Source organism: Actinospineispora eucalypti, assembly GCF_039543365.1.
GTDB classification, from domain to species: Bacteria; Actinomycetota; Actinomycetes; order Mycobacteriales; family Pseudonocardiaceae; genus Pseudonocardia; species Pseudonocardia eucalypti.
This window is the reverse complement of sequence record NZ_BAABJP010000068.1, coordinates 285,673-310,956: the sequence shown is the minus strand read 5'-3', so window position 1 is coordinate 310,956 and position 25,284 is coordinate 285,673. Positions and strand designations below refer to the sequence as shown.

The window sequence follows — 25,284 nt, the reverse complement described above, 5'->3', positions numbered from 1 at the left end:
TGGTCGGTCACGACTGGGGCGGAATTCACGTCGCGGCGCTGGCCATGAGCCGTCCGGATCTGATTCGCAGTTGGGCCTCCGATGCCCTCGGCGTGTTCGCGCCCGACTACCTCTGGCATCCGCGGGCACAGGTGTGGCAGCAGGAGGGCACAGGGGAAGCCTCGGTGCAGGAGTTGTGGGGAGGCGACCTGGAGCAGCGACTCGCGGTGACCTCGGCCCTCGGTATGACCGGGCGCATGGCGGAGCGGGTCGCGGCAGGCATGGATCCCGAGATGGGTCGCGCCGTCCTCAAGCTGTTGCGGTCGGCACGACAGCCGGCGATGGCCGAAGCGGGACGGCTCCTACCGAGCGCCGCACAACGTCCGGGGCTCGCTCTCATCGCCGTGGACGACTTCGAGAGAGCCAGCGGGACGTTGGTGCAGCACGAGTGGGCAGCGCGCCAATCGGGTGCACGGATGGCGCATCTGGAGGGCGTGGGCCACTGGTGGCCGGAGGAGACGCCGGCGCCGGTTGCTGAGGCTCTGACGAACTTCTGGGCAGACCTACCGGAGACGCCAGCCCATGGTCCTCACCCAGGTGGGTGACAGTCCCGATCGCCTCGAGTATCGGCCTGTGGGCCTCGAAGTCCGCCAGCGGCCGCGCACCACTCGACCCGTGCCGGCGACAGGGCATCTGTTGGTCAGCCCGACACGGCGAGCACCACTTTGCCGGTGGTTCGCCCGCCCTCCACCTGACGGTGCGCCGCCTCGGCTTCGGCCAGCGGGAACACCGCGTCGACGTGCACCCGCAGCCGGCCCTCCTCGACCAGCGCGGCCAGCTCGGTCAGGCCGGCGCGGTCCGGTTCGACCAGCATCCAGTGCGTGCGGTGGCCGGTGTCGCGCAGCAGGTCGGCGGTGCCGCCCTGGTCCGGCGGGATGATCGTGACGAGGGTCCCGCCCGGTCGGAGCACCTTCATCGACCGGTGGGCCACGTCGCCGCCGAGCGTGTCGAGCACGACGTCCACGTCGTGTACTCGCCGTTCGAAGTCGTCGGTCGTGTAGTCGATCAGTTCGTCGGCGCCGAGTCGCGCGAGGAACTCGTGCTTCGCGGCGCGGGCGGTGCCGATGACGTGCGCTCCCCTTGCCTTGGCAATCTGCACCGCCAGATGGCCGACGCCACCGGCCGCCGCGTGGATGAGCACCCGCTGTCCGTCCCGGAGGTGGGCGGTGTCGACGAGGGCCTGCCAGGCGGTGAGCCCGGCCAACGGCAGCGCGGCGGCCCGCGGGTGGTCCAGCGACTCGGGCTTGGCGGCGAAGTGGCGTGCGGGTCCGGTGACGTACTCGGCGTAGCCACCCGCGTGCCGGGGGAACCGCGGCATGCCGAACACCTCGTCGCCCGGTCGGAACAGGGTCACTCCGCTGCCCACGGCGGCCACCACCCCGGCGACGTCGAAGCCGAGCACGAACGGCGGCCGGTCATCGTTGTACGACGAGTAGCCACGCGCCCTGGTCTTGCAGTCGTGCGGGTTGACCCCGGCGGCATGCACCCGCACGAGAATCTCGGTGGCCCCCGGATCGGGTCGGTCGATCTCGGCCAGGCGCAACACCTCCGGCCCGCCGGCCTCCCGCTGCACCACTGCCCGCATGCGTGCTCCGCGCTCCGTTGCCTCGAGCATTTGCGGTCTCCCCTTTTGTACTAGTACATAATACTGATTGTACTAGCATAGTAACGGACTTTGGCCGTCGGTAGCTCCGCCGTGAACTCTCACACGTCTTCGGGACCCGGACGGACACCTGCCGTTAACCTCGAATCCAGTCCGCTGTGCCCCCGGGTGGTGCCGCACGTCCCGCACCCAGCCTCGACCCGGCAGCCGCCACAGCACATTTCACCAGGAGGGTGAGACATGCGCCCGCGCGCTGCCCGCTGCCGTTGCCGTGCCCGGACCACACCGACCAAGGCGAGTCCCCGTTGACCCTCGCCCTTACCCGCGGCCCCGCGCTCTACCCTGCCGCGGCCGCTCCGGCCCGCCGCACGCTGCTCGACGTGCTCGCCGAGACCGCCGCCAAGCACCCCAACGAGGCCGCGGTCGACGCCGGCCGAACGGTGCTCAGCTATCGCCGGCTGATCGAGGAGGTCGACGTCATCCGACGCCGCCTCGACTTCGCCGGCGTCGGCGTCGGTGACCGCGTCGGGATCCGGATCTCCTCCGGGACCGCCGAGCTGTACGTGGCGATCCTCGCGGTCCTGGCCGCGGGCGCCGCGTACGTCCCGGTCGACGCCGACGACCCCGAGGAGCGCGCCGAGCTGGTGTTCGGCGAGGCCGGGGTGTGCGCGGTCCTCGGCGACAGCGGGTCCCTCACCACCCGCGACGCGCCGATCGGCACACCGGGCGCACCCGGGCCCGGCAACGACGCGTGGATCATCTTCACCTCCGGCTCGACCGGCACGCCGAAGGGCGTCGCGGTCAGCCACGGCTCGGCCGCGGCATTCGTCGACGCCGAGTCCCGCCTCTTCCTCGCCGACGAGCCGATCCGGCCCGGGGACCGGGTGCTGGCGGGGCTGTCGGTCGCGTTCGACGCCTCCTGCGAGGAGATGTGGCTCGCCTGGCGTCACGGTGCCTGCCTGGTCCCGGCGCCCCGGGCGCTGGTGCGCACCGGCGTCGACCTCGGACCGTGGCTGCAGGCGCGGCGGATCACCGTCGTCTCCACCGTCCCCACGCTCGCCGCGCTCTGGCCGGCGGAGGCGCTGGAGGACGTGCGCCTGCTGATCTTCGGCGGGGAGGCCTGCCCGCCCGAGCTGGCCGAGCGGGTGGCCGTCGAGGGCCGCGAGGTGTGGAACACCTACGGGCCGACCGAGGCCACCGTCGTCGCCTGCGCCGCCCGGCTCACCGGGGAGGGGCCGGTCCGCATCGGGCTGCCGCTCGACGGTTGGGCGCTCGCCGTCGTCGACGGTGCGGGCCAGCCGGTGGCGATGGGCGAGAGCGGCGAGCTCGTGATCGGCGGGGTCGGCCTCGGCCGTTATCTGGACACGGTGAAGGACGCGGCGAAGTTCGCCGCGCTGCCCTCGCTGGGCTGGGAGCGCGCGTACCGCAGTGGCGATGTCGTGCGCGCCGACGAGGACGGGCTGCTGTTCCTCGGGCGCGCCGACGAGCAGGTCAAGCTGGGCGGGCGGCGCATCGAGCTGGGCGAGGTCGACGCCGCGCTGCTCACCCTGCCCGGCGTCCGGGGCGCGGCGGCGGCCGTGCGCCGCACCCGGGCCGGTAACCAGGTGCTGGTGGGATACGTCGTGCCGGAGGGCGACCTGGACACCGTGGATATCACGGCCGCGTCGCTGGCCCTGCGCGAGCAGCTCCCCGCCGCGCTGGTGCCGCTGCTCGCGGTGGTCGACGACCTGCCGACCCGTACATCCGGCAAGGTCGACCGGGACGCCCTGCCCTGGCCCCTACCGGCGGCCGACGGCGGCGACCCCGTGGCATCCGGTCTGCTGACTCCCACCGAGGGCTGGCTGGCCGACAGCTGGGCGGAGATCCTCGGCATACGGGTGACCGACCCGGATGCGGACTTCTTCAACCACGGCGGCGGCAGCCTCACCGCTGCCCAGCTGGTGGCCCGGATCCGCACCCGGCACCCGCAGGTGTCGGTCCAGGACATCTACCTGAACCCGCGGCTGGGGTCGCTCGGCGCGCGCGTGGACGCGCTCGGCGGGTCCACCACCAGCCGGCGCGACGTCGCCCCGACCCCCCGGCGGGCGGCGGTCGCGCAGGCGCTGTTCATGGCGCCGATGCTGGCGCTGGTGGGCCTCCGCTGGGCCAGCGCCGCCGCCGCGATCTCGACGGTCGTCACCGTCGCGCTCCCCTGGGCGGCCGCGCCGTGGATGCCGGTGGCGCCCTGGTGGTCGCTCGCCCTGGCCTGGTTGGTGCTGTTCAGCCCGGCCGGCCGGATCGGCATCGCCGCCGGCGGCGCCCGGCTGCTGTTGCGCGGCGTGCGTCCCGGCAGCTACCCGCGCGGCGGCCCGGTGCACGTGCGGCTGTGGGCAGCCACCCGCCTCGCCGAGCTGTCCGGCGCGACCGGTGTCTCCGGCGCGTCCTGGACCACCCGGTACGCCCGCGCGCTCGGCGCGAAGATCGGCAAGGACGTCGACCTGCACTCCAGCCCGCCGGTGACCGGCCTGCTCAAGCTGGGGCGCGGCGCGGCCGTGGCGCCGGAGGTGGACCTGGCCGGGCACTGGGTCGACGGCGACGTCGTGCACATCGGCAAGATCCGGATCGGCGCCGGGGCGACCGTCGGCTCACGCAGCACGCTGCTGCCGGGCACGCGGGTCGGCAAGGGCGCCGAGATCGCGGCGGGTTCGACGGTGCTCGGTGCCGTCCCCGCCGGCCAACGCTGGGCGGGCTCCCCCGCCGCGCGGACCGGCAAGAACGGACCAAGCTCGCCGGCGGGGCGAACCAGAAAGGACGGGGCAGGCTCGCCGGCAGGCCGAAAGAGAAACACAGTGCGCTGGCCGTCGGGCCGGCCGGCCCGCTCGCGGGCCTGGGCGCTCGCCTACGGGGTCACGTCGATGCTGCTCGGTCTGCTGCCCACGGTGGCCGGGCTGCCGGCGCTGGCGATCGTCGCTCTCGGCGTCGCCGGCACCACGTCCGCCTCGGCCGCACTCGCCCGGGCGCTGCTCATGGTCGCCCCCGCGACGCTGGCGTACCTGCTCACGACCGCCGCGCTGGTCGCCGCCGGGGTGCGCCTGCTGGGCATCGGCATGGCCGAGGGCTTCCACCCGGTGCACAGCCGCGCCGGCTGGCAGGTCTGGGCCACCGAGCGGTTGATGGGCCTGGCGCGCACGAACCTGTTCCCGCTGTACTCCAGCCAGTTCACCGCCCCGTGGCTGCGGTTGCTGGGCGCCAAGGTGGGCCGGGACGTGGAGGCGTCGACGGTGCTGGCGCTGCCGAAGATGACCACGGTCGCGGACGGCGCGTTCCTCGCCGACGACACCATGGTCGGCACCTACCAGCTCTCCGGTGGCTGGCTGCACGTCGCGCCGTCGCGCGTCGGCAAGCAGGCATTTCTCGGCAACTCCGGGATGACCGCACCGGGCCGCTCGGTGCCCAACCGCGGGCTCGTCGGTGTGCTGTCCGCGGCACCGCGCAAGGCCAAGAAGGGCTCGTCCTGGCTCGGCCTGCCGCCGATGCCGCTGCGCCGGACGGTCGAGCGGGGCGACACCAGCCGCACTTACCGCCCGCCGCGCCGGCTCAAGGTGGCACGGGGGCTGATCGAGCTGTGCCGGGTGGTTCCGGTGATGTGTTCCCTGGCGCTCGCGGTGCTCGTCGCCGGGCCGCTGATGGTGATCCAGTCCTCGTCCGGGTTCGTCGTGGCCGCGTTGCCGGCCGGTCCGCTGCTGCTCGCCGCCGGCGTCGTGGCCACCGGCGTGACGACGGTGGCGAAGTGGCTGCTCGTGGGCCGGTTCCGCCCGGTGGAACACCCGCTGTGGAGCTCGTTCGTGTGGCGCAACGAGCTGGCCGACACCTTCGTCGAGGTGCTGGCGGTGCCGTGGCTGGTCGGGCCGGCGAGCGGCACCCCGATACTGACGGCGTGGCTGCGGGCGATGGGCGCGCGCATCGGGCGCGGCGTATGGCTGGAGACGTACTGGCTGCCCGAGTCCGACCTGGTGCGGCTGGGCGACGGCGCATGCGTCAACCGGGGCTGCGTCGTGCAGACTCACCTGTTCCATGATCGGATCATGAGCATGGACGAGGTGCACATCGACGAGGGCGCAACCCTCGGGCCCAACGGGATCGTGCTGCCGGGCGCGGGCATCGGCGCGGGGACGACCGTCGGGCCGGGATCGCTGGTGACCCGGGGCGACACGGTCCCGGCCGCGACCCGTTGGCTCGGCAACCCGATCACCACGTGGGGCTGAACCGCAAACCGGCGGTCGGCGCGGCGAGGTCGGAGGACCCGTACCTGCCGGCTCACGGCAACGGCGGGTACCGGGTCGAGCACTACGCGCTCGACATCGACTACAAGCTCGCGCCCAACCGGCTCAGCGGGCAGGCGTTGATCACCGCCGTGGCCGACGTGCCGCTGAGCCGGTTCAGCCTCGACCTGGGCCCGTTCCGCGTGCCGAAGGTGCGCGTCGACGGCCGTCCGGCCCGGTTCACCCAGTCCCAGTCGGCGCGCGGCGGCCAGAAGCTGCACGTCACCCCGGCCCGACCCGTCGAGGGCCGGTTCATCGTCGAGGTGCGTTACGTGGGCAACCCCGCACCGGTCCCCAGCCGATGGGGCGACGTCGGCTGGGACGAGCTGACCGACGGCGCGCTGGTCGCCAGCCAGCCGGTCGGCGCACCGTCCTGGTTCCCCTGCAACGACCACCCCTCGGACAAGGCGACCTACCGCATCTCGGTGACCACCGACGCGCCGTACACGGTCGCCGCCACGGGTGTGCTCACCGCGCGGCGCCGCTCGGCCGGAACCCGGACGTGGGTGTACGAGCGGGCGGAACCCACGGCGTCTTACCTGGTCAGCGTGCAGATCGGGCGCTACGAGGAAGTCGGGCTGGCCGCCGGCCCGGTGCCCCAGGTCGCGCTGATACCGGCCCGGCTGCGCCGCAACGCCGCGCGCGACCTCGGCCGGCACCCCGCGATCATGACCGCGCTGGAGGGCTTCTTCGGCCTGTACCCCTTCGCCAACTACCAGCTGGTCGTCACCGATGACGAGCTGGACGACCCGATCGAGGCCCAGGGAATGTCGATCTTCGGGGCGAACCACATCGACGGGCGGCGCACCCACGAGCGGCTGGTCGTGCACGAGCTGGCCCACCAGTGGTTCGGCAACAGCCTCACGATCGCCGACTGGCGACACATCTGGCTCAACGAGGGCTTCGCGACCTACGCGGAATGGCTGTGGTCCGAGGAGTCCGGCGGCCGCACCGCCGACGCGCACGCCCGGGACTGGCACGCCCGGATGGCGGCCAAGCCGGCCGACCTGGTCCTGGCCGACCCGGGACCGGACCGGATGTTCGACGAGCGGGTCTACAAACGCGGCGCCCTGGTGCTGCACGCGTTGCGCGGGCGGCTCGGCGACGAGCCGTTCTTCTCGCTGCTGCGCGACTGGGCCGCGCGGAACCGGCACGCGACCGTGACCACCGAGCGGTTCGTCCAGCTGGCCGGTCAACACGCCGGCACCGACCTCTCGGAGTTCTTCGACGCGTGGCTGCATCGACCGGCCCTCCCCGGTCTCACCACCGGAGACCGCTGACACCGGTCGACCGGTCGTGGCGTAACAAATTTCTGACGGTCACGACTGTCGCCCACACGTGTGATATTTAATAGAGAGGGCGTTTGGGGGCGCGAAAGTTCGTGTTCGGAATGCTTGGATGATCACGCCCGCATGAATGACGCGGGATTCAGGGAGGGCCGTCGCCCAGGGTCGGGGACGAACAGGTTCCGGGCGACGGCCCTTCCCACACGTCGACGGCTCGCGACAGCTCGACGTTTTCACCTGCTATGCGACATCGACGTGCGCGGTAGGAGTGGAATGGCGTGACTGAGTCCGAGTTCCTGGGGAGCTCCGCGATCGAGTCGGTCGCCGACCGGGTGACCGCCGATATTCGGCGGGCAATCCTGGCCGGCCGCCTGCGCCCCGGGCAGGAGCTCACGCTCCGCACCCTCGCCGCACAGCTACGGGTGAGCTACATCCCCGTGCGTGAGGCGATGCGCAGCCTCGCCGCCGAGGGTCTGCTGGTCATCCGCCCCGGCCGTTCGGCCCTCGTGCCCCGGTTGGAGGCCGAGGAGCTGCGCGCGGTGTCCCGGCTGCGCCGACTGGTGGAGCCCGAGCTGGCCACCCGGCACCGGACCGGTGTGGATGAGGCGCACCTTGACCTGCTGAGTGTGCGGTGGGAGCGGTGCGCCTCCTGGTCGCGCGGCCCGGACGAGCACTACCAGGAGTTCCACGCGATCTACCTCGCCCTGCTGTCAACCTCGGTCCCGCACTGGGAGATGGGGGTTGCGCGGATGCTGTGCCACACCCTCGAGCGCTACCTGCGAAACGGCGTGAGCGATCACGACGGCTCCCCGGGACCCCCGAATGCGTTGCTCGCCGCGCTGGGCGAGCTCATCGCGACCGCGCGCACCGGCGATCTGGTGGCCACGCGCACCAAGGTCGCGGAGTTCGTCGACCTCGGTGGGCAGATCGCCTGGGACGGCCTGCCCCTGGCCGCCGCACCACCCGGCTGGCCGACGAGGTCACCAGGCCCGGCGTCTTAGAGGCCGCGGACCAGGGCGATAGTCCCGTCGGGGCGTTGGACCCGGGTCGGTTCCGGCAGGGCGGGCCGGTAGTGCTCGGTGAACAGGCGGGCCACCAGCTCGCCGCGGCTGGAGACGCCGGCCTTGGTGAAGACGGTCTTCAGGTGGTCACGGACGGTGTGCGGCGAGATGAACAGCGTCTCGGCGATCGCGGCGGTGGTCATCCCGCGCGCCACGAGCTGGGTGATCTGCAGCTCTCTGGCCGTCAGGCCGTACGCCTCCGCGACCAGGACGGCCAGGTCGGAGGGCGTCGTGGGTTCGATGACCAGGGCAACCATCCCCGGCCGGCCGCCGGGCCCGGTGAGGGAGGAAGCGCGGCAGAGAAGCCAGCGTCCCTCGGTGGTCCGGATGCGCACCCGGGCGTCGACGTGGTCGCGGCCGTCGGCGATGGCCCGGGCCTGCAGAGCGGTACCGACTACCCAGATGGGCAGATCCAGCCCGAGCGGTGAGGGGACCGAGGGTCCCTCCGGTAGCTGGGCAACGTAGCGGCGCGCCTCGTCGTTGATCGACATTGCGTCCCCGTGCTCGTCGAAGACGATCAGCCCGGGGGCCGGCCGGTCGGCGCGCGGTGCGGTCTCGAGCGGCTGGGCGAACGTGCGCAGCCGCGCGGCCAGCGGGCGCGAGAGCTCGGCGAGCAGCGCGATCTCCTCCGGCCGGAACACGTCGGAGTCGCGGAACAGGCTCACCAGGCCCCACGGCCGGTCACCGGCCCGCAGCACGACGCGCAGCTCGTCACGCACCCCCTGCCCCAGCAGCAGGCGCCGGAAGCGGGCGCTGCGGCCGGGTAGGCCACCGGTAGCGGCGCACAACCCGGCCGCCGGTACCACCGCATGGGCCAGCTCGCGGAACGGAACGACGTTCTCCTCCAGGATCTCGCTCTCCCAGTACGCCGTACAGCCCTCCCCCGAGCCGAGGTTCTCCACCACCATCGGCGCCGTGATCAGGCCGGTCTCCGGGTCGGCCGCCGTCCACACGGCCGAGTCGAACGACACCAGCCGCCGCAGCGCGGGCGATGCCCGGCCGAACAGCTCGACGGCATCGGTGGATCGTTCGACCGCCCAGAGCACCGGTCGGAGTGAATCGGTCATGCGCATCCTCCACCGCCAGCATGCCTGCCCCGCCGCACGCCACCAACCCCCTGTTTGAGGGGGTCGGCCGCGCCGGTTCCCCTCACGCGAGGGGTGGGGCGCGCGGGCGGCGTCGGTGAGGGTCGATGGCACACAAACCACCAGTTGGAGGGATCATGGACCTAGCGACCATCGGAGGCGGCTCCGCGGCGGTGAGCCTGCTCGACGCGCTCGCCGCCAGCCCGGGCAAGACCGGCACGGTCACCGTATTCGAGCCGTCGCCCCACCTGTGGCGGGGCCGGCCCTACGGCCCGGACCTGGAGGCGGTGCTGGTGAACGCGCCGCCCGGCATCATGTCGATCAGGAGCCGCGACTTCGGCCACTACGCCGCCTGGCTGGGCGAACGCGCCGCCGACCATCTCGACCCGCTCATGGGCGAGCCCCTGGTCCCCCGCGCGCTGTACGGCGAGTACCTGGTCGACACTGCGGAGAAGGCCCTGGCGGCGCTGGCCGAGCAGGGTTGGCTGGTCCGCGTGGCGGCCGCCCGCGTGACCGAGGTCGCCCGGTCCGGCGCCCACCTGGCGCTGCGCACCGACGACGCACACGAACACCACGCCGGCCACGTCGCGCTGTGCGTGGGCGGGGGCACTCCCCCGGACGTCTACGGCCTCGGCGGAACCCCGGGCTTCATCGCCGACCCGTATCCACTGTCCGACACGCTGAACCGAGTCCCGGCCGATGGCCATGTGGCGGTCATCGGAAGCGGCCTGACCGCGGTGGACATCGTCGCGGCACTCGCCGCCCGGGGGCATTCGGGACGGATCACGCTGCTCTCGCGCAGCGGCGTGCTGCCGCACGTCTGGCAACGCCCGAACGGCCGGCAACCGCGGCACGTGACGGCGGAGAACGTGTCGGGCATGCACAAGGCGCGGGGAAACGTCACCCTTGACGACCTCGCCGGGCTCCTGCGCCGCGAGCTGGCCGACGCCGGGGAAGACTTCGACGAGCTCCTCACCGACCTCCGGGCCACCGCCACCGACGACCCCGTCCAGCGCTTCCGGCGGCAGTTCGCCGCCGTCGACGACCCCCGGATCGGGCGCCGCGTGGTGCAGCAGACGGCGCACTCGGTCGGCCCGTTCGCGTGGCCGCTGCTCCCGGCGGCCGACCGCGCGTGGCTGCGGCACCACTCCCGCACGGTCACCAGCGTCGCCTCACCCATGATCCCGCGCAATGCGGCCGTCCTGATACGGCTGCTGGACTCCGGCCAGCTCACCCTGGCTTCGGGCGTCGACACGATCGAGCCGGTGAACCGGGGGTTTCGCGTGCACGACAACCGGGGAGAACACCGCGCGGAGATCGTGTTCAACGCGGTGAACCCGCCGCCGCGGACGATCCCGGCGGCGGCCCAGGACCTGGCCCGCTCCCTGGTGGACGCCGGCCTGGCCACCGCCCACCCCGCCGGGGGACTGGTCCCCGCCGACCCGAGGGTGCACGTGGTCGGCGACCTGGGCGGCGGCCGGTCGTTCATCACCTCGAGCATCCCGGGCGTCGCCGCCCAGGCCGCACTCACCGCCAAAGCCCTGACCACGGCCTCGGGCGATTTCTGACCGCTCGAAGGCGATCGCGCGGTCGGCTTCCGCGAATTAAGCGGGTAGGGATAGCCCTCACCGGTCGCGGGGGTTGTCCCCCGCCGGACGGTGGTGCGCACCTGACTGTTTTCGATCGTGATTGTTGGGAGTATTGCGGCGCGCGACCGGCCAGATATTCGCGGATTGGAAATGGACAGCGATTATGAGTATTACTCAAACCTGTGCCTCGGCCGCGCGATCGCTGCACGCGCACAAACTGCGTTCCATTCTCACCACGTTCGGCATCGTGATCGGAGTGGCCGCGGTGATCCTGCTCGTCGGCCTGGGCGACGGGCTCCGGGAGGGGTACCAGACCGCCTACGCACCCATGGCCAGCCAGATCACGCTGAGCAAGGTCAAGGGCAGCGTCGTAGGCGGCCAGACCCACGACCTCACCGACCTGGACGTCAAGGCGCTGGAGGACCGAGCCCAGCCGAGCGCCGTCGCCACCGTCACGCCGGTGGTCAGCGGCCAGGCGATGGCCACGTACGAGCAGGCCAAGTACCAGGCGGACGTCACCGGGTCGACCAGCGACTACCTCACCATCACCGACCAGGAGCTGGCCCAGGGCGAGATGTTCGGCGACCGGCCGAGCAACCAGCGGGTGGTCGTGCTCGGCCCCGACATCGCCACCGCGCTGTTCGGCACGAGCACCCACTCGGCCGTCGGCGAGCAGGTCCGGCTGGGCCGGGAGAACTTCACGGTGATCGGCGTCCTCGCCTCCAGCGGGCAGAACAAGGACAACGTCGTGGTTCCGCTCAAGGCGGCGCGCTCCCTGTTCGGCGGCGCGGACCGGCTGGACCAGATCATCGTCAAGGCCGTCGGCCCCAATCGCGTGAAAGCGGCGGTCGACGAAATAACCCCGGTTCTCGACGAGCGCCACCTCATCAAGGATCCTTCGAAGCGCGACTACCGCGTCAAGAACATGCAGGATCGCGTGGACAAAATGAATGACACCCTGAGCTTCCTCAGCATCTTCATTATCGCGATCGGTGCGATCTCACTGATCGTCGGCGGACTCGGCGTCGCCAACATCATGCTGGTATCGGTCACCGAGAGAACCCGCGAGATCGGGATCCGCAAAGCCATCGGCGCCCGTTCGGCCGCGATCATGAAACAGTTCCTGACCGAGGCGACCGTGCTCGCCGGGCTCGGTGGACTCGTCGGGATCGGGGTCGGCGTCGGCCTCACGCTGGCCGCCGCGCGGCTCATGCCCCACATCGCCCCCAAGTACGGCACCCCCACGGTCAACTCGGCCGCGGTCGCCATCGCGTTCATGGTCAGCCTGGTCATAGGGCTGGTCGCCGGCGGCTACCCGGCGTGGCGAGCCGCACGCCTGCGGCCCGTGGAAGCGCTCCGGTTCCAATAGCCACCGGCCTAGACCGATACAGCGGTTAGCTCAACCGAGCGGGGGAAGTTTGAGCTTGTCGACGAGCATGTATCGATCTGAAAGGCGGAAACATGACCACGACGAGCCAGCCGGAATCCGCGCAACCCACCAAGACGGTGGTCACCGTCGCGGGCCTCGAGGACGAACCCTCCTCAACCGGTACCGACCAACCCGACCTGTTCCGGTACGACCCCGAGTACGGCCACGCCGACCAGCCCGAGACTGACTGAGCGGGCGTATGTCGTCCGCGCTGCCCGGAGTCTTCGAGTCCCTGGAGTCGGTCCTGATCGACTACGGCTATCTGGCCATCGTGCTGTTGGTCGGTGTGGAGAGCTTCGGTGTACCGGCACCTGGGCAGACGGTGCTCGTCGCGGCCAGCATCTACGCGGGCACCGGGCGGCTCGAGGTCAGTTGGGTTGCCTTGGCCGGATTCCTCGCGGCGACCGTCGGCGACGCCGTCGGGTACACGATCGGCCGGTACGGCGGGCGGCGGGTGGTTCTGCGTTTCGGCCGCTACGTGGGTTTGACCGAGCGGCGGTTGGACAAGGTCGAGGGCTTCTTCGCCCGGCACGGCGGGAAGGTCGTGCCGGTGGCGAGGTTCGTCGACGGCTTGCGCCAGTTCAACGGGCTCGCCGCCGGGTTGGCGAACATGCCGGCCATGCGTTTCCTGGCGGCCAACGCCGCCGGCGCGGCGGTCTGGGTCGCGGCCTGCGTCACCGTCGGGTTCCTCGCCGGCAACCACATCGAGATCGTCTACGACGCGATCGTGACCTACCAGCTGTACCTGCTCGTCGCCCTCGGCCTGCTCGTTCTGGCTCTGGTCGGCCGGTGGGTATGGCGAAAGCGCCGGGCCGCCTGACCACGGGCCGGGCGCGACCGGCCCGAGCCAGGAGGACACCGCGCGCTCAGCCCGGTCCGGCCTCGACGTCGGGTTCCTCCTCGGCCAGCCGCTCGTCCAGGGGCCGGTCCTCGGCCTGCTCGGCGGCGGTCATGCCGGGCTTGTCCACCCCGGACCACCCCTCCGGCGGTTCCACGCCCTCCTCCAGCGGGTCGACCTGGAGCTGGTCCTCATCGAGGTCTTCCGCGCCGCTCAGCGCGGCCCCGTCCCGTTCGACCTGGTCCGGCGGCATTTCGTCGGCCATCTGTCGCCTCTCCCTCCGCTCGAAGATCGATGTACTGTTCCCGGGGGCGTACCCACGTGCGGGCGGGGCAATCGGAGGGAATGAGGGCGGAGTATGGCCAACCCGATCCAGCCGCAGGGCGTTCTCACCCCCTTGACCGAGACCGCGATCTTCCTGGTGCTCACCGTGCGCGAGGGCGCCGAGGACGAGGTCCGTGACCTGCTGACCGATGTCGCCGGGTTGACCCGGTCGGTGGGCTTCCGCATCCCGGCGGGCGAGCTCACCTGCGTGGTGGGCATCGGCTCCGAGCTCTGGGACCGGCTGTTCGCCGGGCCCCGCCCGTCGCGCCTGCACCCGTTCCAGGAGGTCGCGGGGGCCGAGCACGTCGCCGTGGCCACTCCCGGGGACCTGCTGCTCCACCTGCGGGCCCACCGCATGGACCTGTGCTTCGAGCTGGCCGGGCAGCTGATGAACCGGCTGGTCGGCCGCACCGAGGTGGTCGACGAGGTGCACGGGTTCAAGTACTTCGACGAACGGGACCTGCTCGGGTTCGTGGACGGGACGGAGAACCCCAGCGGCGCGGCGGCGGACGCGGCGGTGCTGGTCGGCGACGAGGATCCGGAGTTCGCCGGCGGAAGCTACGTGATCGTGCAGAAGTACCTCCACGACCTGACCGCGTGGAACGCCCTGCCGGTCGAGGAACAGGAACGGGCGATCGGGCGCACCAAGCTCAGCGACATCGAGCTGCCCGACGACGCCAAGCCGTCCAACTCGCACACCGCGCTCACCACGATCGTGGACGACGACGGCACCGAGCGGCAGATCCTGCGGGACAACATGCCGTTCGGGCGTCCCGGGGCGCAGGAGTTCGGCACCTACTTCATCGGCTACGCCCGGACTCCCGAAGTGATCGAGCGGATGCTCACGAACATGTTCATCGGGGACCCGCCGGGGAACCACGACCGCATCCTGGACTTCTCCACCCCGGTGACCGGCGGCCTGTTCTACGTGCCGACCGCCGACTTCCTCGACGACCCGCCGGACCGCTCCGCCACGCCCACCTCCGGTGCACCCTCCCCCGGGCCGGGTCCGGCCCACTCCGCCGACCAGTCCCTGGGCATCGGCGGCCTGCGGACGCTCTGAGGCGCCTGAACCCGCGCCGGCCAGCGTGCCATGATCGCACTTCCATCCGACCAGTTGGGAGGCCGCCATGGCCACCACCCGCGACCCGTCCGGCTGGTCGCCGCAGCTCAACAGCGGCGTCCTGCCCGGCAACGTGCGCGCCGACGACTGGGTGATGCTCGCGCTCGCCGTGATCTCGGTCGGCCTGCTCGGGTTCATGGTGCTCAGCCCGCCGGACCCCCGGGTAGGCCTGTGGATCTTCGTGGCCGACTGCGCGGTGAGCGCGGTCTTCGCCATCGACTTCCTGCGGCGCTGGCGCAAGGTGGGTTGGCGCCGGAACTTCCTCAAGCGCAACTGGTACGAGATGGTCGCGGTGCTGCCGGCGGCACACCCGGCGATCGCGCCCCACCACTTCGTGGCCACCGTGTTGTTGCTGGTGCGGGTGGGGCGGGCGATCGACCGGGCGATCGGCGAGCAGTTCTTCTACCGGATGGTGGACCGGTTCTCCGAGCCGATCGTGCAGGCGATCAAGCGGCCGATCACCCTCGCCGTGCTCGACGAGGTGGTCAAGGTGCTGGAGACCGGCAACTACCCGGACAACCTGGCCAAGTCGCTGGACGAGAACCGCGACGAGCTGCGCGCGATCATCCGCGAGAAGATCACCGCGGACGAGCAGCTGGGCCTGCTCAGGCGCGTGCCCTTCCACGGCGAGATCGTCCAGGCGGTGATCGACACCGCGTTCCGGGTCGTGCTGGAGGTGCTGCACGACCCGCGCATCGACGACTTCTTCGCGTCGGTGGTGCGGGACAACCGCGAGCAGATCCGGCGCGCCGTGGCCCTGGGCCTCAACGACCCCGAGTCCGGGCAGGACGAGCGGCTGCTACCCACCCGGATGCAGCGCACCGCCGCCGACGAGTTCGAGCAGCTCCACCCGCCGCCCCGCCAGTGAGATCTACCCCTCGACCTTGGGCAGGATCTCCTCCTTGAGGCGCTTGAGGTCGTCCAGCGTCTTGGCCACCGGCACGTCCTGGAACGGCGGCCAGAGCAGCGGCATGGTCAGGCCGGCTTCCTTGTAGCGCTTGAGGTTGTCGGTGATCTGGCCGGCGCTTCCCACCATCAGGTTGGTGAGCTTGCCGTTCGGGGTCTGGTCGACGTCCTGGTCGGTGATCACGAACCAGAGCATGCTGCTGATCTCGAGGTCGTCGATCGAGCGGGAGGTGTCGAGCTCCGCCAGCTCTCGCTCGATGGCGCCGCGCCACTGCTGGAGCTCCTCGGGGGTGTCCTGGATCCCGATCCAGCCCGAGAGGCCGTACTTGGCGACGCGGTTCGCCGCGCGTTTCGCGTCCTTGAGCCCGCTGAAGAAGATCGGCGGGTGCGGCTTCTGCACGGGCTTGGCCCCGAACCCGGCCAGCTCGAAGTCGGCGAACTCGCCGTGGTACTCGAAGAGGTCGTTCGTCCAGATGCCCTGCATGATCTCGATCGTCTCGCGCACGTGCTTGTGCCGCTTCGGGAAGATGTGGGTGGCGCTGCAGGCGGCGAACTCCTCGGGCATCCAGCCGGCGCCGACGGCGACGTTGAGCCGGCCGTTCGAGAGGTGGTCGATGGTGGCCAGCTCGGCCGCCAGCACGCCCGGGGAGCGGTACGGCGTGTCGATGATGCTCATGCCGATCCGCACCTTGCTGGTCTTCGCGGCCAGCCAGGGGATCAGCGGCATGCCCTGCAGGAACTCGCCGCGCGAGGACACCGGCAGGCCGCGCGGCATCTCCTGCATCATGCCGAACGGGAACTGCATCTCGCCGCGGTCGCTGGACTCCGGGACGATGACCCGGTCGAGCGTCCAGACCGAGTCGAAGTCCAGCTCCTCGGCGAGATCGGTGAGGTCCTCGAGCTCCTTGACGGTCACCTTGGTTCGGAAGTTCGGCAGGTAGAGAGCGAGCTTCATGAGACGGCCTCCTCGCCGTGGACCAGTGATCGCGGCGGCCAACGCGGCGCGCTTCCCCCGTTGCCCCGCGGGCAAGGTGCCAGATTTTAGCGGATCTTCAGTTCCGCCGAAGACGGGCCCCAGGCCCGTGACCCGCGTTATTGACAAACCGGTCACCGTTGCCGCAATCTGAACTGTGTTCATATGAACGTCGTTCAGATTGGTGTTCGATGGCGACACGGTGGGGTGACCGCGAGACGCGGCGCCGCGACATCCTGGATGCGGGCCGGGCACTGCTCCGCGAAAAGGGCATGGCCGCCCCGCGGATGCGGGAGGTCGCGCGGCGGGCCGGCATCGGGCTGGGCACGGTGTACACCTACTTCGCCACCAAGGAGTCGCTGTACGCGGCGATGTACGGCGAGCGGCTGGACCGGATGCTGGTCGAGCTGGAGCCCGTCCTGGCCCGGACGAACGACCTCGAAGAGCTGTTCGTGCTGGTCGCCACGGCCTATCGGGACGTGTACGCGGAGTTCGGCAAGGAACTCGACATCCTCACCGCGGTGGACCGGCTCGCCGACTTCGAGCCGGAGGTCGGGGTGCAACTGGCCACCTCCGCCCGACGGCTGCTGGCTGCGCTGCGGGCGATCGTCGACCAATGCGGCGCCGAGGAGCCGGAGCTGAGCCTGGTGCTGATGTGGTCGACGGTGACCGGCCTGGCCGACCACTTCACCGGCCCCCGGCATTCGCTGCACCGGCAGAGCTGGGACGCCGCGGTCCGGTTCGCGGCCCGCACCTTCGTCCGCGGCCTGATCACCGAGAGGACCCCCGGATGAACCGGTCGAACCTGGAAGGCGGGCACATGGGCGGGCGTGAACCCAAGGTCGTCATCATCGGCGCGGGAGTCGCCGGCATCGCCACCGCGGCGACGCTGCGCGAGGCCGGGTTCACCGACCTCACCGTGCTGGAGAAGGGCACCGACGTCGGCGGGGTCTGGCACTGGAACCGCTACCCGGGCCTGACCTGCGACGTCCCCTCGCAGATGTACCAGTTCTCCTTCGCGCCGAAGCCGGACTGGTCGCGGGTGTTCGCGCCGGGCGAGGAGATCCAGCGGTACCTGCGCGACGTGGTCGACCGGCTCGACCTCGCCCGCCACCTGCGGCTGGGCGCCGAGGTCGTCGGCGCGGAGTTCACCGGGGCGGGCTGGCGGATCTCCGTGGCCGACGGCTCCACCCTCGAGGCCGACTTCCTCATCGCCGCCACCGGGGTGCTGCACCACCCGTTCACCCCGGACATCCCCGGCCTGGACACCTTCGCCGGCCGGGTGGTGCACACCGCCCGCTGGCCCGAGGACGTCACCATGCGCGACCGGCGCATCGCCGTCATCGGCACCGGCTCCACCGGCGTGCAGATCGTATCCGCGCTGCAGCCCGAGGCCTCCCACCTGGCCCATTTCGTGCGGACGCCGCAGTGGGTGATGTGGGCTCCGATGGGCCTGCGCCAGCCGGCGGTGGTCAGCGCGCTCCTCGACAAGGTGCCACCGGCGGCCCACCGCGCGCTCTACGACGTCCTGCTGTGGGCCTCGGGCATCCTGGCCGACATCACCACCCGGCCGAGCTGGCGGCGCCGGTTGGCCCAGGAGTACGCGCGCTGGTGCCTGCGCCGGCAGGTGCCCGAGCCGGAGCTGCGCCGCCGGCTGACCCCCGACTACCAGCCGCTGTGCAAGCGGCAGGTGCTCTCCAACACCTACTACCGGGCCATCCGGGCGGGCAATGCCGAGCTGGTCGAGGCGCCGATCGAACGGGTCACCCCGCGCGGCATACGCACCGCCGACGGCCGGGAGCACGACGTCGACCTGATCGTGCTGGCCACCGGCTTCCAGGCGCACAACTACATGCGCCCGATGAACCTGCGCGGCCGCGACGGGCTCACCATCGACGAGGCTTGGGCCAAGGGGCCGCGCGCCTACCGCATGACCGCCATCCCGGGCTTCCCCAACCTGTTCACCGTGCTCGGGCCGAACTCCCCCACCGGCTCGATCTCGCTGCAGTACTCCGCCGAGCTGACCGCCCGCTACATCGCCCGGTGGCTGGCCCGGTTCCGCGACCGCGAGCTGGACACCGTGGAGGTCACCGAACCGGCCGCCACCCGGTTCAACGACCAGGTCGCCGCCGCGCTCGGCCCCACCGTCTGGAACACCGGCTGCAACTCCTGGTACCTCACCGAGGAAGGCACCGTCGACCTGTGGCCGTTCGACCGCGCCACCATGGCCGAGCTGCTCGGCGAACCGGACGACCGGGACTTCCTGGTGCGACAGAATCTAATACCTGATAGATTCTAAAAGCTCTTAGTTTCCGTTGCGAAGGGTTGAGCCGATGCTGGACCGCGACTTCGCCGTGCGCTGGTACGAGGGCTGGCTGCGGGCGTGGAACGACAACCGCCCGGAGATGGTGCACGAGCTGCTGACCGACGACTTCGTGCTGGACAGCCCGACGACCCGGCACACCGGCTGGTCGGTCCGGGGCCACCAGGCGGCGGCCGGCTACATCCGCTATGTGCTCGCGGCCTACCCCGACCTGCGGTGGGAGGTCATCGCGCCGCCGATGTTCGCCGACGGCGCGGCCCGGGCGGCGTTCAGCTGGAGGGGCACCGGCCACTTCACCGGCCGGATGGAACCACCGGGCCTGGACGGGACGGGCCGGGCGTTCGAGTTCTCCGGCCTCGAGGTCTTCGACTTCCGGGGCGACCGCGCCTGCCGGCTCACCGCCAGCTACGACCTGCTCGGGCTGATGAAGCAGATCGGCGTGTACCGGAGCGCCGCCGCGCGAGCATGACGGTGTCGGGGCGGGTGCGGACCAAAGGGGGCCGCACCCGCCGGCGGCTGCTCGACGCGGCCGCCGCCGAGGTGGCCCGCAACGGACGCGCCGGGGCCAGCCTGAGCGCCATCGCGGCCGCCGCCGGCCTGAAGGCCGGCAGCATCTACTTCCACTTCGAGTCCCGGGAACGGCTGATCGAAGCGGTGCTGGAGGAGGGCCTGCGCGCCACGCTCGAGCGGCTGGACGCCGCCCTGGCGGCCGAGGGTGACCACGCGCCGCCGGCCGCCCGGCTGCGGGCCGCGATCCGGGCGCACGCCGTCGCGGCCCACGAGCTGCGCGACTACACCGTGGCGGTGCTCGCACCGGACTTCCCCGACGGGGGCACGGCGGGCGCACTGCGCCGGGACTACGTCGGCCGCTGGGCCGAACTGGTGGCCGAGGCGCAGTCCACCGGGCATCTGCCGGACTCCGTGGACCCGCGCCTGGTGCGGGACCTGCTGTTCGGCGCGCTCAACGCGGTCAGCCTGGCCGGCCGTCCGCCGGCCGAGGCCGCCTCGGCGGTGTACGCGCTGCTGCGCCTGGGCTGACCCGGCGGTTCACACCGCCGCCGAGCCGATCATGCCGGCGCGGGTGACCAGGCCGGCCAGCTCCTGCTCGGTCGCGTTCTCCGTGCCGGCCGGGCGGCGCGGGAGCACCAGGTAACGGGTCTCCGCGCTGGCGTCCCACACCCGGATCTCGGTCTCCGCCGGTAGCTCGAGCCCGAACTCGGCGAGCACCTCCCTCGGCCACCGCACGACCCGCGAGCGGTAGGCCTCGCTCTTGTACCAGGACGGGGACGGACCCAGCAGCGAGATCGGGTAGCAGCTGCACAGCGTGCAGACGACGACGTTGTGCACGCGCTCGGTGTTCTCCACCACCCGCAGCCGCTGCGGCGCCGGCCCGTGGCTCATCGACAGGCCGAGCTCGGCGATGGCGGCGTTGCCGTCGTCGCCCAGCCGGTCGCGGAACGCCTGGTCCACCCAGGCCCGGGCGATCACCCGGGCGCCTTCACGGGGCGTCGACCGGGCGAGCAGCCGGTCGAGAATCCCGTCCAGCGTGGCGCCGTCCACCACGCCGCGCCGTTCCAGCTCGGTCTCCAGTGCGCGAACCCGTTGCGAGATCGCCGCGTCCTCATGCGCCATCGGCCGGCTCCAGGTACTCGTCCCACAGGTTGACCGTCACGGTGTGCCCACCCTCGCCCCAGACGTCCGCCGCCGCGAACCGGACCGCGTACACCGTGCTGGGCCCGGGTTTCGTCCCGGCCACCACCGCGTCCGGCAGCGGGTGCGAGCCGTGCCGTTCCACCACCTCGCCGACGTGCCCGCGCACGTAGCGGGGCGCGCGGGTGTGCCCGACCGGGTCGTCCAGCCGCACCCGGACCCGGTTGCCGATCTCGAAGCGGTCAGCCATGTCCGGCCCAGCCCCGCTCCAGGACGCCCTTGCGATCCAGCAGGTCCTCGATCGCGGCCAGCCACCGCGCGTAGTACGAGGTCTGGAGGTAGACCGAGGGCTCGAGCCGTTCGATCGCGTCGCGGAACTCGTCCAGCCGGTAAACCCCCCGCCGCAGCAGCGCCGCCTGCAAGGCGTACACCCGCGCCTCCCAGTCGGCGTGGAACGCCTCCCCGTCGTCGTACGGGTCGACCGCCCCGAACCCCTCCATGCCCCCCACGTCATGAATCCTGCTCACCCACCCGACCCTAGCCCGGCCCTGGGCTCGCACACACCGTTCGGCGGTGGCACATGCTCTGAAGCCCGCGTGCCAACGCCAAGGCGTGTGTGCGAGCGGGGCGGCTAGCGCGGGGCGGACGTGAGGGCGGCGGGTTCGGCGGGGAGGTAGGGGGTGATGTTGTGGAGGGCGCGGTCGACGTAAGCCTGTTTTTCGCCGACCGGGGCCACGTAGTGGAGGGCGCTTTCGGCTGCTTCCGGGCCCTGCAGGCGGGTGATGAGCCAGGCGGCCAGGTAGTGGGAGGCCAGGCATCCGCCGGCGGTGGCCAGGTTGCCCCGGGCGTAGAACGGCTGGTTGAGCACGTCGATCCCGGCGGCCACCACCCACGGGCGGGTGGTCAGGTCGGTGCAGGCGGGGATGTCGTCCAGCAGCCCGAGCCGGGCCAGCACCAGCGTGCCCGAGCACTGCGCGGCGAGCAGCTGCCGGGCCGGGTCCAGCCGGCCCAGGGTGCCCATGATGGAGCGGTCCTCGACCACCTCGCGGGTCCGGCTGCCGCTGCCGACGATCACCGCGTCGGCGGCGCACGCCTCGTCGAGGTCGGCCATCGACTCGATGACCACGCCGTTCATGGAACGCACCGTCGGCGTGGGGCTGGCGATCGACACCCGCCAGCCGGGCGACTTGATCCGGTTGAGCACGCCGAGGGCGATGAGCGAGTCGAGCTCGTTGTAGCCCTCGAAGGTCAGGATGGCGATATGCACCGGTTTCCTCCTCCGTCCCGGTGGACTGTAGGAGCACCGAATCATGACAGTCCAGAAATTGTCATGGCTACAATCGCGCCGGTGAGAGTCCCCCGGTACAAGGGCGTCGTCGACGCGCTCGCGCGGGACATCCGGTCCGGGCGGCTGCCCGCCGGGACCCGCCTGCCCACCCACCGCCAGCTGGCGGCCCGGGAAGGCATCGCGCTGGTGACCGCGTCGCGCGCCTACGCCGAGCTGGAGGCGATGGGGTTGGTCAGCGGCGAGCAGGGCCGGGGCACGTTCGTCCGTGACCTGGTGCTCGGGCCCGACCACGGAGTGGACATGCAGCCCGTCGCCTCGGAGACCGTGGACCTGAGCTTCAACTACCCGTCCATGCCCGGGCAGGCCGACCTGCTGCGCCAGGCGCTGCGCGACCTCGCGGGCGCCGGTGACCTCGAGGCCCTGCTGCGCTACCAGCCCCACGGCGGACGCCCGCACGACCGCGACGTGGTCGCCCGGCACCTGCGGAGCCGCGGCCTGGCCGTCGAGGCGGGACAGGTCCTGCTGGTCAACGGCGCCCAGCACGGGCTTGCGGTGGCCGCCATGGCCACCGTGGCGGCCGGCGACGTCGTCGCCGTCGACGCCCTCACCTACCCGGGGTTCAAGGTGCTCGCCCAGACCCTCGGGCTCGAGCTGGCCGCCCTGCCGGCCGGTGGCCAGGGCCCGGATCTCGACGCGCTCGAGCGGTTGTGCCGCCGGCGGCCGGTCCGCGCGATCTACGTCATGCCCACCCTGCACAACCCGCTGGGCTGGGTCATGGGCGCGGCCGAACGGGCCGGACTGGTTGCCATCGCCCGCCGGCACGGGATTCTCATCATCGAGGACGCCTCCTACGCCTATCTCGCCGACGACCCTCCCCCGCCGTTGGCCGCCCTCGCCCCGGAGACCACGGTCTACGTCTCGGGGGTCTCCAAAAGCGTCGCCACCGGCCTGCGAGTCGGCTTCCTTGCCGCACCGGTCACCCGGGTACCCGCGCTGGAGCGCCAGATCCGGGCCACGATCTGGAACACCCCGGCGCTCACCGCCGCGCTCGCCTGCCGGTGGCTGGAGGACGGCACCGTCGACCACCTCGAGGCGGCGAAACGCGCCGATGCCCGCCTGCGACAGGCGATCGCCCGCGCGGTACTCGACGGACTGCCCCACCTCGGGCACCCCTCGTCCTACTTCCGCTGGCTGCCCCTGCCCGAGGACGCCCGGGCCGACCGCGTCGCGGCCGCACTGGCCGACCGGCACATCGCCGTCTCCACCGCCGAGCCGTTCAGCACCGCCACCCACACCCCGCAGGCCCTGCGGCTGGCCCTCGGGTCGATCGACCACTCCACGCTGCGCGACACCCTGACCACGGTCCGGCGGGTCGTCGAGGAGGACGCCCTGCTCTGACCAGCCCCGGATCTCCACCAGGCCGGTCCCGCCGTTCACCGTGATGGTGGCGCCGTCCGGGATGTCCCTGGTCCCGGTGACGGTGTTGATCACGCAGCACACGCCCAGCTCGCGGGCCACGATGGCGCCGCGGCTCAGCTGGCCGCCGGTGTCGATGACCAGGGCGTCGGCCAGCATGAACAGCGGCGTCCAGCTCGGGTCGGTGGTGGCTCCATACCCCGCTCCCACACCCCCCAGCTCAGCGGCGTCTGCACGCCCTGGATCGCCTCACCGAAGTTGACCGTCGGGCCGCATGTTCACCGGGTCGGGCGCGGCGATCGCGCGCAGCAGCAAGGCGGTCAGCAGGCACATCCACACCGTGTAGACCCCCGCCGGGATCCAGAACGCGAAAAGCCCGTTCCAGGCCAGCGGCCCGGACTTGAACAGCGGGATCAGCGTGCCGGGCAGAAAGATGATCTGCGCCCAGATGTTGAACCAGGCGAACCAGCGCGGGAACAGCGCGCCGTCCCGGTCCTGGAAGACGACCAGGCTCAGCGCGAGCCCCTGCACGGTGATGATCGGCACCGACACCAGGAACATGAACCAGCCCAGGTCGTTGAAGCGCTGGGTCAGCACCGGCGCCTCCAGCGGCCGGAACGCGGCCACCTCCCAGAAGATCGCCGCGAGCACGAACAGCAGCACGAACAGGGTGCCCAGGCCCAGCTGCACGTAGGTCAGCGGCGACTGACGGCCCTCGATCCGCTTCATCTGTACCGCGATCACCGCCACCCACGGCTGGTAGAGCACCCCGCCGATGAGCAGGATGACCAGGCCGATCCGGATCCCCAGCGGGTTGTCCGCGTAGATCCGGGCGATCTCGTCGGCCCCGGCCTGTGGGTCGTGCGGCGGCAGGAACCCGGCGAAGACCAGCAGGGCGATGATCCACAGAAAGGCGCAGAACGGGCCCGCCCACGCACAGATCCGCTGGTACCTGACGGTCATGATCGGCCACCCCTCGAATCGCCGGGGACACGGTAGCAAATGACACACTGTCCCAGTTGCTGCTGGAGTGTCCTACCTCGCCCGTCGAAGCGCAAGCGTCCCGGCGCGGCGGGCCTCAGGCCGAGTCGATGCGGCCAGCCAGCTCGGCCGTCGCGGCGAGCAGTCGTTCGACGCCCGGGCGCCGCGCCGGCCCGGCCGGGCAGACCAGCCGGATGTCCAGCTCGACCCCGAGCGGCGGCAGCGCCAGCGGAACCAGCGTGCCGGCCCGGACGGCGCGCGCCGAGGCGTACCGGGGCACCAGGGCGACGTAGCCGGCGTGCTGGGCCAGGTCGACCGCGATGTCCGGCGTACCGACCAGGCGCACCGGGTGGTCGGCGTTCCGGCGGGGGTCGGTGAACAGCGCCGAGACCTGCCGCGCGTCCTCACTCCAGTTGTGCACGACCACCGCGGTGTCCAGCAGGTCACCGGGCTGGGGCCGCCGCAGCGCCGTGGCCGGGTGGTCCGGCGCGGCGACGGCGGCGACCGCCGAGGAGGTCACCAGCCGCGCCTCCACGCCGGGCGGGAGAACCCGCCGCAGGACGAACGCGGCGTGGGCGCTGCCGTCCAGCACCGCCGCGACCGCCTCGTCGCTGTGCGCGATGCGGCAGACCACGTCGATCGGCGCGCCGGCCAGCACCTCGAGCACGGTCGGGAAGATCGCGGTACCCAGGCTGGCCGGCGCGGCCACCACCAGGCGTTCCAGCTCGTCGGCCCGGACGGCCGCCTCGGTCTCGGCGAGCAGGTGCACACAGCGCTTGGCGTAGTGGGCGAACCGTTCACCCGCGGTGGTCAGGGAGCTGCCGCGCGGCCCCCGCTGGAACAGCCGCACGCCCAGCTTGCGCTCCAACGCGGCCATCCGGGTGCTGACCGAGGGCTGCGCGAGCTGCAGCCGCACGGCGGCGGCGCCGAAGCTCCCTTCGTCGGCCACCGCGAGGAACACGGTCAGATCCTGGGTCTCGATCCTCGGCTGGGCCATAGCCGCAGCCTATGCCGGCGGACACGCAATCGCCCACTACTGCAATATGTTGGCAACGGGCAAGGTCTTGGA

At 71.8% G+C, this 25,284-nt stretch carries 25 protein-coding genes and 1 pseudogene; 15 read left to right on the top strand and 11 right to left on the bottom strand.

The annotated features are described in order from the left end of the window. On the top strand, positions 1 to 584 hold a 584-nt coding region (locus ABEB12_RS41805), incomplete at its 5' end, for an alpha/beta fold hydrolase (RefSeq protein ID WP_345703595.1). A gap of 95 nt (positions 585 to 679) precedes the next feature. Here the strand turns inward: ABEB12_RS41805 and ABEB12_RS41800 are convergent. After that, complete coding sequence (locus ABEB12_RS41800; protein WP_185066202.1) at positions 680 to 1,624, bottom strand: zinc-binding dehydrogenase; 945 nt, start codon at positions 1,622 to 1,624, stop codon at positions 680 to 682. A gap of 323 nt (positions 1,625 to 1,947) precedes the next feature. Between ABEB12_RS41800 and ABEB12_RS41795 the strand changes: the two genes are divergently transcribed. The 3 genes from ABEB12_RS41795 to ABEB12_RS41785 all read left to right on the top strand — a co-directional run bounded on the left by ABEB12_RS41795 (position 1,948) and on the right by ABEB12_RS41785 (position 8,230). Then, positions 1,948 to 5,886, top strand: coding sequence for a Pls/PosA family non-ribosomal peptide synthetase (locus ABEB12_RS41795; protein WP_345703594.1), 3,939 nt, complete (start codon positions 1,948 to 1,950; stop codon positions 5,884 to 5,886). Continuing rightward, a complete protein-coding gene (locus ABEB12_RS41790) occupies positions 5,877 to 7,223 on the top strand; it encodes a M1 family aminopeptidase (protein ID WP_185065839.1) in 1,347 nt (448 codons plus the stop codon). The genes ABEB12_RS41795 and ABEB12_RS41790 overlap by 10 nt, the downstream gene beginning before the upstream one ends. Before the next feature lie 284 nt (positions 7,224 to 7,507). Further along, positions 7,508 to 8,230, top strand: a complete 723-nt coding sequence (locus ABEB12_RS41785; RefSeq protein ID WP_185065838.1) for a GntR family transcriptional regulator — start codon at positions 7,508 to 7,510, stop codon at positions 8,228 to 8,230. Here ABEB12_RS41785 and ABEB12_RS41780 read toward each other — a convergent pair. Continuing rightward, on the bottom strand, positions 8,227 to 9,357 hold the full coding sequence (locus tag ABEB12_RS41780) for a LuxR C-terminal-related transcriptional regulator (RefSeq protein WP_221498800.1): 1,131 nt from the start codon (positions 9,355 to 9,357) through the stop codon (positions 8,227 to 8,229). The two genes, ABEB12_RS41785 and ABEB12_RS41780, sit on opposite strands and share 4 nt — an antisense overlap. A gap of 155 nt (positions 9,358 to 9,512) precedes the next feature. Here ABEB12_RS41780 and ABEB12_RS41775 point away from each other — a divergent pair, with 155 nt between their 5' ends. The 4 genes from ABEB12_RS41775 (at position 9,513) to ABEB12_RS41760 (ending at position 13,213) form a co-directional block, all read left to right on the top strand. Further along, positions 9,513 to 10,943, top strand: coding sequence for an FAD/NAD(P)-binding protein (locus tag ABEB12_RS41775; RefSeq protein ID WP_185065837.1), 1,431 nt, complete (start codon positions 9,513 to 9,515; stop codon positions 10,941 to 10,943). Positions 10,944 to 11,076: 133 nt separating this feature from the next. Then, positions 11,077 to 12,333 (top strand): ABC transporter permease, encoded by a 1,257-nt coding sequence (locus ABEB12_RS41770; RefSeq protein WP_185065836.1) that lies wholly within the window; start codon positions 11,077 to 11,079, stop codon positions 12,331 to 12,333. A 92-nt stretch (positions 12,334 to 12,425) separates the two neighbouring features. Further along, a complete protein-coding gene (locus ABEB12_RS41765; RefSeq protein ID WP_185065835.1) occupies positions 12,426 to 12,584 on the top strand; it encodes a hypothetical protein in 159 nt (52 codons plus the stop codon). Between the two features lie 8 nt (positions 12,585 to 12,592). Then, entirely contained in the window at positions 12,593 to 13,213 is a 621-nt protein-coding gene (locus ABEB12_RS41760; protein WP_185065834.1) for a VTT domain-containing protein, read from the top strand. A gap of 46 nt (positions 13,214 to 13,259) precedes the next feature. Here the strand turns inward: ABEB12_RS41760 and ABEB12_RS41755 are convergent, their stop codons facing one another. After that, on the bottom strand, positions 13,260 to 13,496 hold the full coding sequence (locus ABEB12_RS41755) for a hypothetical protein (RefSeq protein ID WP_185065833.1): 237 nt from the start codon (positions 13,494 to 13,496) through the stop codon (positions 13,260 to 13,262). A 93-nt stretch (positions 13,497 to 13,589) separates the two neighbouring features. Here ABEB12_RS41755 and ABEB12_RS41750 point away from each other — a divergent pair, with 93 nt between their 5' ends. Continuing rightward, positions 13,590 to 14,618, top strand: coding sequence for a Dyp-type peroxidase (locus ABEB12_RS41750; RefSeq protein WP_185065832.1), 1,029 nt, complete (start codon positions 13,590 to 13,592; stop codon positions 14,616 to 14,618). Positions 14,619 to 14,685: 67 nt separating this feature from the next. Then, on the top strand, positions 14,686 to 15,546 hold the full coding sequence (locus ABEB12_RS41745) for an ion transporter (RefSeq protein WP_185065831.1): 861 nt from the start codon (positions 14,686 to 14,688) through the stop codon (positions 15,544 to 15,546). A gap of 3 nt (positions 15,547 to 15,549) precedes the next feature. Here the strand turns inward: ABEB12_RS41745 and ABEB12_RS41740 are convergent, their stop codons facing one another. Further along, positions 15,550 to 16,539 (bottom strand): LLM class flavin-dependent oxidoreductase, encoded by a 990-nt coding sequence (locus tag ABEB12_RS41740; protein ID WP_185065830.1) that lies wholly within the window; start codon positions 16,537 to 16,539, stop codon positions 15,550 to 15,552. Between the two features lie 209 nt (positions 16,540 to 16,748). Between ABEB12_RS41740 and ABEB12_RS41735 the strand changes: the two genes are divergently transcribed. The 4 genes from ABEB12_RS41735 to ABEB12_RS41720 are packed head-to-tail and all read left to right on the top strand — an operon-like array spanning position 16,749 to position 19,918. After that, on the top strand, positions 16,749 to 17,351 hold the full coding sequence (locus ABEB12_RS41735) for a TetR family transcriptional regulator (RefSeq protein ID WP_185065829.1): 603 nt from the start codon (positions 16,749 to 16,751) through the stop codon (positions 17,349 to 17,351). Then, a complete protein-coding gene (locus tag ABEB12_RS41730; RefSeq protein ID WP_345703593.1) occupies positions 17,348 to 18,856 on the top strand; it encodes a flavin-containing monooxygenase in 1,509 nt (502 codons plus the stop codon). Before ABEB12_RS41735 ends, ABEB12_RS41730 begins: the two co-directional genes overlap by 4 nt. Positions 18,857 to 18,890: 34 nt before the next feature. Further along, complete coding sequence (locus tag ABEB12_RS41725) at positions 18,891 to 19,349, top strand: nuclear transport factor 2 family protein (protein WP_185065828.1); 459 nt, start codon at positions 18,891 to 18,893, stop codon at positions 19,347 to 19,349. A 14-nt stretch (positions 19,350 to 19,363) separates the two neighbouring features. Beyond that, a complete protein-coding gene (locus ABEB12_RS41720) occupies positions 19,364 to 19,918 on the top strand; it encodes a TetR family transcriptional regulator (protein ID WP_185065827.1) in 555 nt (184 codons plus the stop codon). A gap of 9 nt (positions 19,919 to 19,927) precedes the next feature. On the opposite strand, the gene ABEB12_RS41715 is transcribed toward ABEB12_RS41720, so the two are convergent. The 4 genes from ABEB12_RS41715 to ABEB12_RS41700 all read right to left on the bottom strand — a co-directional run bounded on the left by ABEB12_RS41715 (position 19,928) and on the right by ABEB12_RS41700 (position 21,797). Further along, a complete protein-coding gene (locus tag ABEB12_RS41715) occupies positions 19,928 to 20,512 on the bottom strand; it encodes a nitrile hydratase subunit alpha (RefSeq protein WP_185065826.1) in 585 nt (194 codons plus the stop codon). Further along, a complete protein-coding gene (locus ABEB12_RS41710; RefSeq protein ID WP_185065825.1) occupies positions 20,502 to 20,780 on the bottom strand; it encodes an SH3-like domain-containing protein in 279 nt (92 codons plus the stop codon). The genes ABEB12_RS41715 and ABEB12_RS41710 overlap by 11 nt, the downstream gene beginning before the upstream one ends. Beyond that, positions 20,773 to 21,057: an SH3-like domain-containing protein gene (locus tag ABEB12_RS41705; RefSeq protein WP_185065824.1), complete on the bottom strand. Its 285-nt coding sequence runs from the start codon at positions 21,055 to 21,057 to the stop codon at positions 20,773 to 20,775. The genes ABEB12_RS41710 and ABEB12_RS41705 overlap by 8 nt, the downstream gene beginning before the upstream one ends. A 104-nt stretch (positions 21,058 to 21,161) precedes the next feature. Then, positions 21,162 to 21,797: a DJ-1/PfpI family protein gene (locus tag ABEB12_RS41700; RefSeq protein WP_185066198.1), complete on the bottom strand. Its 636-nt coding sequence runs from the start codon at positions 21,795 to 21,797 to the stop codon at positions 21,162 to 21,164. 81 nt (positions 21,798 to 21,878) lie between these two features. Between ABEB12_RS41700 and ABEB12_RS41695 the strand changes: the two genes are divergently transcribed. Then, positions 21,879 to 23,216: an aminotransferase class I/II-fold pyridoxal phosphate-dependent enzyme gene (locus ABEB12_RS41695; protein ID WP_185065823.1), complete on the top strand. Its 1,338-nt coding sequence runs from the start codon at positions 21,879 to 21,881 to the stop codon at positions 23,214 to 23,216. Between the two features lie 33 nt (positions 23,217 to 23,249). Here the strand turns inward: ABEB12_RS41695 and ABEB12_RS41690 are convergent. From ABEB12_RS41690 to ABEB12_RS41680, 3 genes and pseudogenes are all read right to left on the bottom strand, one after another. Next, positions 23,250 to 23,444, bottom strand: a pseudogene (locus tag ABEB12_RS41690) (PEP-utilizing enzyme); the annotation flags it as partial. A 39-nt stretch (positions 23,445 to 23,483) separates the two neighbouring features. Next, the gene (locus ABEB12_RS41685) at positions 23,484 to 24,197 is read right to left on the bottom strand and encodes a hypothetical protein (RefSeq protein ID WP_185065822.1); all 714 of its coding nucleotides are present in this window, start codon (positions 24,195 to 24,197) and stop codon (positions 23,484 to 23,486) included. 115 nt (positions 24,198 to 24,312) lie between these two features. Next, positions 24,313 to 25,212 (bottom strand): LysR family transcriptional regulator, encoded by a 900-nt coding sequence (locus ABEB12_RS41680; RefSeq protein ID WP_185065821.1) that lies wholly within the window; start codon positions 25,210 to 25,212, stop codon positions 24,313 to 24,315. Positions 25,213 to 25,284: the final 72 nt, after the last annotated feature.